The following is a 12,208-nucleotide window of genomic DNA, read 5'->3' as shown; positions in this document are numbered from 1 at the left end:
ACTGCATAGTGTCTCACTCCCTGCCCGGTCAGCCTATGGCTCCGCCGATCCAGGTTCCCAGGATGTACGTCACACCGGCGGCCGCGCCACCCAGTACGAGCTGGCGCGTCCCGCCGTACCACCAGGACCGGGCGGTGACCCGCGAGACGACCGCGCCGCAGGCGAAGAGCCCGGCCAGCGCGAGCAGCACGGCGGGCCACAGGGCCACCGCACCGAGCAGGTAGGGCAGGACGGGGAGCAGCGCGCCCAGCGCGAAGGAGCCGAACGAGGAGACCGCGGCGACCAGCGGCGAGGGCAGGTCCTCGGGGTCGATCCCGAGCTCCTCGCGGGCGTGGATCTCCAGGGCCTGCTCGGGGTCGCGGGACAGCTGCACGGCGACCTCGCGGGCGAGCGCCGGTTCGACGCCGCGCGAGACGTAGAGCTCGGCCAGCTCCTCCATCTCGTCCACGGGGTGCTTGCGCAACTGCTGGCGCTCCACGTCCAGCTCCGCGAGGACGAGCTCGCGCTGCGAGGCGACCGAGGTGTACTCGCCGGCCGCCATCGAGAACGCGCCGGCCGCGAGGCCCGCCAGCCCGGTGATGACCACGACCTGCGGAGCGACCGCACCGCCGGCCACGCCGGTCATGAGGGCGAGGTTGGAGACGAGTCCGTCCATGGCACCGAAGACGGCCGGCCGCAGCCATCCGCCGTTGACGTCGCGGTGGGTGTGGTTGTCACGGTGTGCGATGTGCAGCGGTGCTTCGGCATCGATGATGGACATGCGTCTTTTCTCCCCATTCGCGCCAACGGCGGGCCGTGAGGTGCGTCGCGCCCCCTGAACACCTCGAAAGTACGCACGATTTCGGCCGCCCGCCAGCAAGGAAGGCCGTACTTACCTGCTGTTTTGCCGGTCGGCGACCGGGTGACGGCGGTGCGCGCGGGGTGTTTCGCGGCGAGCGACAAACCACATGCCATGGCACAAATCCCCCAAGGGCTCATCATGAGTCCCATCAAGTGGAGAGGCGCGCCATGGAGCTGATTGCATGCAATCCGCAGGTCCTCCTCGAACGGGCCAGGGGCGCTCTTCTGGGGCTCGCGGTGGGCGACGCGCTCGGCGCCCCCGCGGAGAACATGAAGCCGTCTCAGATCCGGGCGAAGTGGGGCCGCATCGAAGGCTTCGTCTCGCAGGACCCGGCGGGCACGGACGACACCGAGTACGCGATCTTCTCGGGGCTGCTGCTGGCCCGCCACGGCTCGGCCCTCACGGTCTCCCACGTGGAACGGGCCTGGCACCACTGGATCGCGGACCTCGACGAGGGCCCGTTCCGCGGCGCCGGCTTCTCGGAGCGCGGCACGCTGGAGAACCTCCGCCGCGGCCTGGCGGCCCCCATCTCCGCCCAGCACCGGCACGCGTGGTCGGACGGCCTCGCCATGCGGGCGGCGCCGTTCGGCGTCTTCGCGGCGGGCCGGCCCGCGGAGGCGGCCCGGCTGGTCGCCATCGACGGCACGGTCAGCCACGAGGGCGAGGGCATCTACGGCGGCCAGGCGGTGGCCGCCGGTGTCGCCGCCGCGATGGCGGGCGGCTCCCCCGCCTCGGTCGTCTCGGCGGCCCTGTCCGTCATCCCGTCCGACTCCTGGACGGCCCGCTCCCTGCGCCGGGCGGTCACCGCCGCCCCGCGCGGCGAGCGGGCGGTGCGCTCGGCGGTGGTCATCGGCGGCTACCCGTGGACCGACCTGGCGCCCGAGGCGGTGGGCCTGGCTTTCGGCGCGTTCGCGGCGTGCCGGGGCGACTTCCCGTCCTCGGTCCTGACCGCGGTCAACATGGGCCGCGACGCGGACACCACCGCGGCGGTGGCGGGCGCCCTGGCCGGAGCCCTGTCGGGCGCGGCCGCGATCCCGCCGGCCTGGTCCTCGGCCATCGGCCCGGTCCGCGGCAGCTGCCTCCCCTCGATGCGGGGCTACCACGTCCTGGACATCGCGGACCTCCTCACCCCGGAATACGAGGCCCCCCGATGACCCCACCACCCCCCTCACCCCCACCAGACCCGTCACCCACGACACCCCCGGCGGAGATCGCGGCCCCGGCGACCCAGGCGACCCTGGTGGGCCCGGCGACGCCGACGGGTCCGCAGGACCCGGCACCCCAGGCGGACCGCACGACCCCGGCAGGCCCGGCGAGCCCGACGCCTTCCACGGCCCCGGCCGACCGGGTTGCTGCGCCGGGCTCGGGTGACTTCGCGGCCCCGGCGTGCCCGGCGGGCCCCGCATTGCCAGCGCACCTGACGGCCCCCGCCCGCCCAGCGGGCCCGACGAGCCCGGCGACGCCGACGGGTCCGCGGGACGTGGCACCCCAGGCGGACCGGACGGCCCCGGCAGGCCGGGCGCCCCAGGCGGGCTCGGCGGGCCCGGCGTCTCCCACCGCTGGCCGGATGACCGCGACTGGTTCGGCTGGCTTGGCGGTCCCCGCGAGCCCGGCGGACGCCATCTACCCAGCGCACCTGACGGCCCCCGCCCACCCGGCGGATCTGGTGAGCCCGGTGGGGTTCGGGGAGGGCGCTGCTCCTGGCTGGGTGGTGGTCGCCCGGCCGGGTGTGGCGGTCGGTCGGGAGTGCCGGGACCGGGACCCCGGGGAGGAGGGCGCGGGGCTCGGCTCGACGGCGCCGTCGGACGGCGACCGGCCGGCTGCGGTGCTGCCGGAGTACCGGACCCGGCCCGCCGCGGTGCCGGCCACCCTCACGGCCCCGCCGGAACACTGGGGCGCGCCCGCGCTGCCGGCTTCGCCGGAACGGCCGGGGGCCCGGTCACGCGCAGCGCTGGCCGCGCTCCCCGCGGGCTCGCCCGCGCAGGGTGAACCGGGAGCCGCCGGATCGCCACCACAAGGCGGCCTGCCGGAGACGGCCACCGCGGCCGGGATCGGGCTGCGGGCCGTCGTCCGTAGCCCGGCGTCCTCCCCCGGCGCGGCCGAGGACACCGCACGCGCGCAGACCCGTACGGCCGCGGCCCCGGCCACGGCCACGGGCACGGGCACGGCCGGGGAGCGGCGGATCGAGGGCCTCCTGCTCGGGCTCGCCGCAGGCGACGCGGCCGGGTGGCCCGCCGCCCGCCACCGCGCCAGCCGGATGCCCGAGTGGACCCGCCGCCTCACCCGCGAGCTCGACACCTTCGCCGAGCAGAACGCCACCACCACCCTCCCCGTCCCCATCGCCCTCAACCAACCCCCCGAACCCCTGCGCCTGGGGCCCTCCGACGACGCCGAGTGGGCGGCCTTCGTCGCCGAGTCCGTCCTCACGGCCGCCGGCGCCCTGCTCTCCGACCTCAGCCGGTCGAGACGCATGCGCGCCGCCATCGACCTCGCGTGGAACGCCCTGGCCTCCGAAGTCGCCGCGGCAGCGGAACGCGCGCCCGAGGTCGAGTCCGCCGTACTGCCCCTGCGCGCCCGGATCTCCGTCCGCGCCGGCCTCGGCAACCTCGCCGCCGGCCTGCGCCCGCCCGCCACCGGCCACGACAACCCGCACTACTTCGACGACGCCGCCTGCATCCGCGCCTGCGTCCTCGCCGTCGTCCACCCCGGCGACGCCCGCGCGGCGGCCGACCTCGCCGAGTTCGACGCCCGCTACACCCAGGACGGCGACGGCGTCCACGGCGCCCGCGCCATGGCCGCCGCCGTCGCGACCGCCCTCACCACCACGGACGTCGACGTCTGCGTCGACGCCGCCCTCGCCCAGCTCCCCGGGACCACCGAGATCGGCCGCAACGCCCGCCACGCCGTCACCCTCGCCCGCACCCACACCGACGGCGGCGCCTTCGCCATCGTCCCCACCCTCGAACACGAGATCGTGGACCACGTCTACAGCTACGGGATCGCCGCCGCCGAGACCGTCCCCGTGGCCCTCGCCCTCGCGACCGCCGCCCGCGGCAGGGTCACCGAGGCCGTCCCGGCCGCCGCCTGCCTGTCGCGCGTCGCGGACTCCGCCCCCGCCCTGGCCGGCGCGCTGACCGGCGCGCTCGGCGGCGGCGGCTCGATCCCCGCCGCCTGGCGCGAGGCCTGCCGCACCCTCTCCGGCTGCGCCCTGCCCCGGCTCGCCGGCACCGACCTCGTCGAACTCGCCGCGCTCCTCGCGCGTACGGAACTCACCTCACCCACACCCCAGGGGATGATTCGGACATGACGCTCACGTTGGAGGACCGGGCCACCGGCGCCCTCGTCGGGGCCGCCGTCGGCGACGCGCTCGGCGGCCCGGTGGAGGGCTGGACCCCGGACCAGATCGTGGAACGGCACGGCGGCCGCATCCACGGCATCGTCGGCCCGTGGTACGAGAACTGGCGCACGGCCCGCCCCATCGCCCCGTACCACAAGGGCGACGGACACGTCACGGACGACACCTTGATGACGCACGCGCTGGTACGCGTCTACGAGGCCGTACGGGACCACCTCGACGCCTACGCGATCGCCGAGCACCTCGTCCCGGACCTCATGTCCGTCCCCCGCTGGATCCCCGAACTGGAGGCGGAGGCGCTGCCGTTGCAGCGGATCTTCCTGGCCGAGAAGTGGATCGTGGCCCGCCTGCACTACGCGCACGCCGACCCCCGCGAGGCGGGCACCGGCAACATCGTCAACTGCGGGGCGGCGATGTACATGGCACCGGTGGGCATCGCCAACGCGGGCCATCCGGAAGGCGCTTACCGGGAGGCGCTGGACATCGCCGGCACGCACCAGTCCTCGTACGGGCGGGAGGCGGCGGGCGTGTTCGCGGCGGCGGTCGCGGCGGCCTGCGTGCCGGGGGCGACGGCCGCCTCCGTCGTGGACACGGCCCTGTCCCTGGCGAAGGACGGCACCCGGCCGGCCATCGCCGCCGTCGCCGAAGTGGCCACCCGCCACCGGGACTTCGAGTCGGCGCTGGCGCCCCTCCGGGCGGCGGTGGCCCCGTACGACTCGGTCGGCCCGGACTACCGCAACCCCTCCCTCGGCGCCCGCCGCCCCTCCCGTCTGCACTCCATCGAGGAGCTCCCGGTCGCCCTCGGCATGCTGCTGATCGCGGACGGGGCGTACGAGACCTCCGTGCTCGGAGCGGTCAACTACGGCCGGGACTGCGACTCCATCGCCACCATGGCGGGGGCGATCGCCGGAGCCCTGGGCGGCGAAGCCGCGATCCCCGCCGCCTGGGCCAAGCAGGTGGCCGAGGCCAGCCGCCTCGACCTGCACGCCCCGGCCGCGTCGATGGCCACCGTGGCCCGCGAGATCTTCACCCTCGACCAGTCCCGCCACCGCTCCCGCACATCGGCCTTCACCACCCTCACGGCCCCCCGATGACCCCACCCCGCCCCCTCCCCGCGCCGGAACACGTACGGCTCACCTGGGCGCAGCCCGAGGACCTGATCGGGCACGAGCTGCGCCAGGCGGCCGAGGACGGGCGGGACCCGGAGCCCGCCCGGCGCGCCTGGCTGGCTGCGGGCGGCCACCCCGCCCCCGCCCGCGCCGGCGCCTCCCCCGTGCCGGCCCCGCCGGAGCTGCGCGCACTGGCCTCGCGCCTGCTGGACGAGCTCGCGCAGCTCCCCTCCCCCCTCTCCCCCGACGAACCGTCCACCTGGCAGTCCATCCGCGCCACCTGGCCCACCGCGGCCCCGACCGCACCGGAATCCGAGCCACCGGCCCCCGGCCCCGCCCCCCACCTAGCGACCCGGCTGGAAGCCGCCTGGGTGGGGAGGGCCGTCGGGTGTCTGCTCGGCAAGCCCGTCGAGAAGCTGCCCCTGCACGCCATCCGCACCCTCGCCCGCGCCGCGGGCAACTGGCCGATCCGCGACTGGTTCACCGCCCGCGGCGTCCCACCGGAGGTCCTGGCCGCGCATCCCTGGAACCGCCGTTCCGCCCCCACCTCCCTCGCCGAGAACATCGACGGCATGCCCGAGGACGACGACCTCAACTACCCCCTGCTCGGCCTGCTCCTGCTCCAGCGGCACGGCAAGGGCTTCACCACCGCCGACGTGGCCCGCCTCTGGCTCGACGAGCTGCCGGCCGGGCGGACCTTCACCGCCGAGCGCATCGCGTACCGCAATCTGCTCCTCGGGCTGGAGCCGCCCGCCACCGCCACCCACCGCAACCCCTTCCGCGAGTGGATCGGCGCCCTCATCCGCGCCGACGTCCACGGCTGGACCAACCCCGGCGACCCGGCGGCCGCCGCCGCGCAGGCCTACCGGGACTCCGCCCTGACGCACACCCACAACGGCGTCTACGCCGCCCTGTTCGTCGCCGCCGCCACCGCCACCGCCGCCACCGGCCACGCCGACGTCCACACCGCGCTGCGGGCCGGACTGGACGTCCTACCGCCCCGCTCCCGCCTCGCCGAGGCCGTCCGGTTCGCCCTCGCCACCGCCCACGAGCTGCGCCACGCCGACTTCGACCTCGTCGTCGACCGGCTGCACGCCCGCTACGGGCACTACCACTGGGTCCACGCCGTCCCCAACACCGCCCTGATCACCGCCGCCCTCACCCACGCCGACGGCGACTTCACGCACTCCGTCTGCAACGCCGTGTCCGGCGGCTGGGACACCGACTCCAACGGAGCCACCGCCGGCGCCCTCGCCGGACTGATCACCGGCTCGCCGCAGGACATCCCGGACCGCTGGAGCGCCCCGCTCAAGAACCGCCTCGCCACCACCGTCCCCGGCTTCGACGGCATCGGCTTCGACACCCTCGCCCACCTCACCGCACAGGAGGCAGCACGCTCATGACGGCCATCGCCGTGCTCGGCAGTACGAACATGGACCTCGTCGCCTACGTCCCCAAGGCCCCCCGCCTCGGGGAGACCGTCACCGGCCGCGCCTTCCGCACGGTCCCCGGCGGCAAGGGCGCCAACCAGGCCGTGGCCGCCGCCCGCTCCGGCGGGGAGGTGATCATGATCGGCGCGGTCGGGGCCGACGAGTTCGGCGTACGGCTGCGCTCCGCGCTCACCGCGGCCGGCGTCGACACGGCGGCCCTGCGCACCGTCGAGGGCGCCAGCGGCACCGCCCACATCACCGTGGACGACGAGGGCGGCAACAGCATCATCGTCATCCCGGGCGCCAACGCCCACGTCACCGGCCTGGAGGCGGGCGACGAGGCCCGCATCGCCGCCGCCGGCACCCTCCTCCTCCAGCTCGAACTGCCCCTGCCCGCCGTCCTCGCCGGCGCCCGCGCCGCCCGCGCGCACAGGGTCCGTACGGTGCTCACCCCGGCCCCGGTGCAACCGCTGCCGGCCGAACTCCTCGCCGCCGTCGACCTCCTGATCCCCAACGAGCACGAGGCCGCCGCCCTCACCGGCCTCACCGACCCCCACCAGGCCGCGGCGGCCCTGCTCGACGACGTGCCCGAAGTGGTGATCACCCTCGGCGCGGCCGGAGCCCTGTACGCGGCGCGCGGCCAGGAACCGCTCACCGTGCCCGCGCCCCGGGTCCGGGCCGTGGACACCACCGCCGCCGGAGACACCTTCGTCGGCGCGCTCGCCGTGGCCCTGGGCGAGGGCCGACCGATGCCGCGGGCGCTGCGCTGGGCCTCGGCGGCGGCCGCGCTCTCCGTGCAGCGCCCGGGCGCGCAGGACTCGATGCCGGCCCGCGCGGAGACCGACTCCTTCGCCGCGGCGCAGTCCGGGGCCGGCTCGTGACCACCACCGGGCCGCTGGAGGGGCTGCGCGTCCTGGACCTCGCCACCCTGTTCGCGGGGCCGCTCGCCGCCACCCTCCTGGGGGATTTCGGAGCCGACGTCGTCAAGGTCGAGCACCCCGGCATCCCCGACCCGTCCCGCGGCCACGGCCCCGCCAAGGACGGCGTCGGCCTGTGGTGGAAGCTGCTCGGCCGCAACAAGCGGACGATGACCCTCAACCTGTCCACCCCGGGCGGCCGGGACACCCTCCTGCGCCTCGCCGCCACCACCGACGTGATCATCGAGAACTTCCGCCCCGGCACCCTGGAGCGGTGGGGTCTGGGCTGGCCCGAGCTGTCCGCCGCGAACCCGCGGCTGGTCCTGGCCCGCGTCACGGCCTTCGGCCAGCAGGGGCCCTACGCCCACCGCCCGGGCTTCGGCACCCTGGCCGAGGCGATGAGCGGTTTCGCCGCGATCACCGGGGAACCGGACGGGCCGCCGACCCTGCCGCCGTTCGGGCTCGCGGACTCCATCGCCGCGCTGACCACCGCGTACGCCGTGATGACCGCCCTCGCGGGCCGCGACCGCACCGGGCACGGGCAGGTCGTCGACCTGGCGATCATCGAGCCGATCCTCACCGTGCTGGGCCCGCACCCGCTCTGGTACGACCAGCTGGGCTACGTCCAGCCCCGCACCGGCAACCGCTCCGCCAACAACGCCCCCCGCAACACCTACCGCAGCGCGGACGGGCGCTGGCTGGCGGTCTCCACCTCGGCCCAGTCCGTCGCGGAGCGCGTCCTGCGGCTGGTGGGCCGGCCGGAGCTGATCGCCGAGCCATGGTTCGCGACCGGGTCCGGCCGGGCCGCCCACGCGTCCCTCCTGGACGAGGCGGTCGGCGGCTGGATCGCCCGGCACAAGGCCGAGGAGGTGATCGCCGCCTTCGAGGACGCCGAGGCGGCCGTCGCGCAGGTCTACGACATCCGGGACGTGATGGCCGATCCGCAGTTCGCGGCCCTGGACACGCTCACCGAGGTCGAGGACCCGGAGCTCGGCCCGCTGCGGATGCAGAACATCCTCTTCCGGCTGTCCGAGACCCCCGGCGGGATCCGCTGGGCCGGCCGCCCGCACGGCGCGGACACCGAGGAGGTACTGGCCGAGCTCGGGCTGACCGGAGCCGAGATCGCCGCGCTGCGCAGGGAGGGCGCGCTGTGATCCTGACCTGGCTGTACGCCCCCGGCGACCGGCCGGACGTGGTCGCCAAGGCCCTGCGCTGCGGGGCGGACGCGGTCATCGTGGACCTGGAGGACGCGGTGCCGGCCTCCCGCAAGGAGTACGCCCGCGCCGCCACGGCCGAACTGCTCGGCGAGCGGCCCCCGGTCCCCGTCCACGTCCGCGTCAACGCCTTCGACTCCCCCTGGGGCGGCGCCGACCTCGGCGCCCTCGCCGGGCTCCGCGGCCTCGCGGGGCTGCGGCTGCCGAAGATCAGCGCGCCGGAACAGGTCACCGCGGTCGCGCTCCGCACCGGCGGGGTGGGCCTGCACGCCCTGCTGGAATCGGCGCTGGGCGTGGAACGCGCGTACGAGATCGCCCGCGCGCACCCCGCGCTGCGCGGGCTCTCCCTCGGCGAGGCGGACCTGCGGGCCGACCTGGCGGTGAGCGCGGAGGCGGGCCTGGACTGGTGCCGCTCCCGGGTGGTGGTGGCCGCCCGCGCGGCGGGACTGGCGCCCCCCGCGCAGTCCGTCTTCCCGGACATCCGGGACCTGGAGGCGCTGGCCGTGTCCTGCGAGCGGGGCCGGTCCCTGGGCTTCCTGGGCCGCGCGGCGATCCACCCGCGTCAGCTCCCGGTGATCGAGCGGGCCTATCTCCCGGCGCCGGAGGAGGTCAGCGCCGCGGTGGAGGTCCTGAACGCGGCCCGCGCCACGCCGGGGGCGTTGGCGCTGCCCGACGGCCGGTTCGTGGACCCGGCGGTGGTGGCGGCGGCCCACCGCACCCTTGCGCTCGCCGCGCGTGTGGCCCGTTGAATCCCGGGTGCGGCCCGGTGGCCGCGCCTCAATCGCCGGCGGGGCTGGATTTGTGCGGCCTGGTCGGCCAGGACGATGGCTTCGAGGTGGGGCGGTGCCCCTGCGGGGGCTCTCCTCGGCTTGCGAACCCTGGCGGGATCGAGAAGTGGCGGGGCGTTTGGTTCGCCGCGCCTGCGGGGACCCCCCGCAGTGTCCCCGCCCCACGGCCCCTGCACGGATCAGCCCCGGCGGGGTGCGGGGAAGGCGGCCCCGGCGTGGGTCGGCCTGGGTGGGGTGCGGGGTCGGGCCCCTAATTGGGAGGGGCGCCGGTGGGGTGGGGGAAGGCGGCGGGTGTGCCCGCGCAGGGTTTCCGCCCTACGGCCCCTGCGTGGATCGGCCTGGGTGGGGGTGCGGGGACGGCGGGGGGTGTCCCCGCAGGCGCGGCGAACCAAACGCCCCGTACTGCTTGATCCCGCCAAGGTTCGCAAGCCGAGGAGACACCCCCCGGCGGCCCCGTGCCCCCACCCCGCCCTCCGACCCCGCCAGGGGACACCCACCAGCCCCGCCGGCGATTGAGGCGCGGCCACCGGGCCGCACCCGGAAAACGAACGGTCAGCTGTCCCCGCTCGGCACGTCCTTCGTGAGAACGGTCCCCTTCACGGAACCCCCGTCGGCGGGAGCCGAAGCCTCGTCACCGGAGGCAGCCCCCTCGGCCGGAGCCGAAGACTCGTCGGCGGGAGCCGAGCCCTCACCGCCCTCACCGCCGGAGGCAACCGGCTCGACGACCGTCTCCCGGCCCGGCCGCAGCTTCGCCGACAGGACCAGGTACACCACCGCCAGCACGAACACCACGATCGACGTCCACACGTTCAGCCGCAGGCCGAGCACATGGTGCGCCTCGTCGACCCGCATGTACTCGATCCAGCCGCGGCCGACGCAGTACGCCGCGACGTACAGGGCGAAGGCCCGCCCGTGGCCGAGCTTGAAGCGGCGGTCGGCCCAGATCACCAGCAGCGCGACACCGATGCACCACAGCGACTCGTACAGGAAGGTCGGGTGGTAGGTGCCCGCGTCGCGGTTGGGCCCGGCGCTGATCTCCACCGCCCACGGCAGGTCGGTGGCCCGGCCGTACAGCTCCTGGTTGAACCAGTTGCCCCAGCGGCCGCAGGCCTGGGCCAGCGCGATGCCGGGGGCCAGGGCGTCCGCCCAGGCCGGCAGCGGGATGCCGCGCAGGCGGCAGCCGATCCAGGCGCCCACGGCGCCCAGCGCGATGGCGCCCCAGATGCCGAGGCCGCCTTCCCAGATCTTGAAGGCGTCGACCCAGTCGCGGCCCTCGCCGAAGTAGAGCTGGTAGTCGGTGATCACGTGATAGAGGCGACCGCCGACCAGGCCGAACGGCACCGCCCAGACGGCGATGTCCGCGACCGTGCCCGGCCTTCCGCCGCGTGCGATCCAGCGCCGGTTGCCGAGCCAGACGGCGACGAAGACGCCGATGATGATGCAGAACGCGTAGCCGCGAAGCGGGATCGGTCCGAGATGGATCACGCCGGTCGACGGACTGGGGATGTAAGCAATGTCCATGGCAGACATGACGCTACCCTGCCGGGCGGTGCGGACCGCAACCCGCCCGGCAAGACGAAACCAAATCCAGACCTTGACCGGCCGGTCTTAATGCTGCGAGGGGGAGTGCGAGGCGCTCCTCGACGCCGTCCGCGACCCCCCGCCCGACGGCGAGGCGGACTTCCCGGCCCCCTTCACCGCGTCGGCCCCGGAGCCCTTGGACGCGCCCTCGACCTGTTCCCTGAGCTTCTGCGGGGTCAGCGGGTTCTTCTCGTCGGAGAAGATGTTCTTGCCGTCCAGGAGCACGGTCGGCGTGCCCCGGAACTTCCCGGCGGCGAAGGCCTCGTGCGACTTGGCCACCCAGCTGTTGTGCGTCCCGTCCTCGACGCACGAGCGGAACTCGGGGGTGTCCAGCCCGGGCACCTTGCCCGCCAGCTCCAGCAGCCTGGCGTTCTTGCCGAAGGCGTCGTCGATCTCCTGCGGCTGGTTCTGGAAGAGGAGGTCGTGGTACGCCGTGAACTTGCCGGCGTCCTGCGCGCAGGCCGCCGCGTTCGCGCCCTTCAGCGATCCGCTGCCGCCCATGTTCCCGTCGATGAGGGTGACCAGGTGGTAGTCGACCTTGAGCAGCCCCTTGGCCTCCAGGTCGTGGATGGTGTCGCGGTAGTTGTCCTCGAACTGCTTGCAGGCGGGACAGCGGAAGTCCTCCCACACGGTCAGGGTGGACTTGGCCTCCGCCTTGCCCGTCTGGATCGCGAGGGCGTCCTTGCCGGTGGCCCCGGAGGGGGCGACCACGGGGCCCGCCTTCGAGGAGCCGGAGTCCTTGCCGGTATTGGCCGCGATCACGCCGACGACGGTCGCCAGGCCGAGCACGCCGACCACCGCCGCCGCCACGATGAGGGTCCGCCGGCGCTTGTCCCGGGTCTTCTGCCGCTCGCGCTCCACGAGGAGTCGCTCCCGGGCCGATCGTTTCGTCGCATCGCGGTTCGCACCGTCGTTCTTCTCGCTCACGTTCCGCCAAACGAAGCAGGGAGGCACTCGCGTGCCTCCCTGCTCC

Annotated in this window: 10 protein-coding genes; 7 read left to right on the top strand and 3 right to left on the bottom strand. The window is 75.3% G+C overall.

The features are described from left to right. Positions 1-28: 28 nt before the first annotated feature. A complete protein-coding gene (locus ACF059_RS26150) occupies positions 29-760 on the bottom strand; it encodes a VIT1/CCC1 transporter family protein (protein ID WP_361948085.1) in 732 nt (243 codons plus the stop codon). A gap of 248 nt (positions 761-1,008) precedes the next feature. Here ACF059_RS26150 and ACF059_RS26145 point away from each other — a divergent pair, with 248 nt between their 5' ends. From ACF059_RS26145 to ACF059_RS26115, 7 genes are all read left to right on the top strand, one after another. Beyond that, entirely contained in the window at positions 1,009-1,995 is a 987-nt protein-coding gene (locus ACF059_RS26145; protein WP_366866854.1) for an ADP-ribosylglycohydrolase family protein, read from the top strand. A gap of 1,028 nt (positions 1,996-3,023) precedes the next feature. Continuing rightward, the gene (locus ACF059_RS26140; protein ID WP_392061901.1) at positions 3,024-4,148 is read left to right on the top strand and encodes an ADP-ribosylglycohydrolase family protein; all 1,125 of its coding nucleotides are present in this window, start codon (positions 3,024-3,026) and stop codon (positions 4,146-4,148) included. Continuing rightward, complete coding sequence (locus tag ACF059_RS26135) at positions 4,145-5,290, top strand: ADP-ribosylglycohydrolase family protein (RefSeq protein WP_392061467.1); 1,146 nt, start codon at positions 4,145-4,147, stop codon at positions 5,288-5,290. Before ACF059_RS26140 ends, ACF059_RS26135 begins: the two co-directional genes overlap by 4 nt. Continuing rightward, positions 5,287-6,708, top strand: coding sequence for an ADP-ribosylglycohydrolase family protein (locus ACF059_RS26130; protein ID WP_392061464.1), 1,422 nt, complete (start codon positions 5,287-5,289; stop codon positions 6,706-6,708). Before ACF059_RS26135 ends, ACF059_RS26130 begins: the two co-directional genes overlap by 4 nt. Then, positions 6,705-7,616: a ribokinase gene (gene rbsK / locus ACF059_RS26125; RefSeq protein ID WP_392061461.1), complete on the top strand. Its 912-nt coding sequence runs from the start codon at positions 6,705-6,707 to the stop codon at positions 7,614-7,616. Before ACF059_RS26130 ends, rbsK begins: the two co-directional genes overlap by 4 nt. Beyond that, entirely contained in the window at positions 7,613-8,806 is a 1,194-nt protein-coding gene (locus ACF059_RS26120) for a CaiB/BaiF CoA transferase family protein (protein ID WP_392061458.1), read from the top strand. The genes rbsK and ACF059_RS26120 overlap by 4 nt, the downstream gene beginning before the upstream one ends. Further along, positions 8,803-9,615 carry a CoA ester lyase gene (locus ACF059_RS26115; RefSeq protein WP_366868593.1) on the top strand — a complete coding sequence of 271 codons (813 nt, stop codon included), beginning with the start codon at positions 8,803-8,805 and terminating at the stop codon, positions 9,613-9,615. Before ACF059_RS26120 ends, ACF059_RS26115 begins: the two co-directional genes overlap by 4 nt. A 591-nt stretch (positions 9,616-10,206) precedes the next feature. Here ACF059_RS26115 and lgt read toward each other — a convergent pair. Continuing rightward, a complete protein-coding gene (gene lgt / locus ACF059_RS26110) occupies positions 10,207-11,175 on the bottom strand; it encodes a prolipoprotein diacylglyceryl transferase (RefSeq protein ID WP_392061455.1) in 969 nt (322 codons plus the stop codon). An 87-nt stretch (positions 11,176-11,262) separates the two neighbouring features. Then, positions 11,263-12,162, bottom strand: coding sequence for a DsbA family protein (locus ACF059_RS26105; protein WP_392061452.1), 900 nt, complete (start codon positions 12,160-12,162; stop codon positions 11,263-11,265). Positions 12,163-12,208: the final 46 nt, after the last annotated feature.

Origin of the sequence: Streptomyces sp. NPDC016562, from assembly GCF_043076955.1 — a bacterium.
GTDB lineage: Bacteria > Actinomycetota > Actinomycetes > Streptomycetales > Streptomycetaceae > Streptomyces.
The sequence above is the reverse complement of the archived record's forward strand: the minus strand, read 5'-3'. Positions and strand labels throughout refer to the sequence as shown.

Coding starts and splice junctions, on each gene's coding strand:
- ACF059_RS26150 (WP_361948085.1), bottom strand. CDS start 760: ATGTCCATCATCGATGCCGAAGCACCGCTGCACATCGCACACCGTGAC.
- ACF059_RS26145 (WP_366866854.1), top strand. CDS start 1,009: ATGGAGCTGATTGCATGCAATCCGCAGGTCCTCCTCGAACGGGCCAGG.
- ACF059_RS26135 (WP_392061467.1), top strand. CDS start 4,145: ATGACGCTCACGTTGGAGGACCGGGCCACCGGCGCCCTCGTCGGGGCC.
- ACF059_RS26130 (WP_392061464.1), top strand. CDS start 5,287: ATGACCCCACCCCGCCCCCTCCCCGCGCCGGAACACGTACGGCTCACC.
- rbsK (WP_392061461.1), top strand. CDS start 6,705: ATGACGGCCATCGCCGTGCTCGGCAGTACGAACATGGACCTCGTCGCC.
- lgt (WP_392061455.1), bottom strand. CDS start 11,175: ATGGACATTGCTTACATCCCCAGTCCGTCGACCGGCGTGATCCATCTC.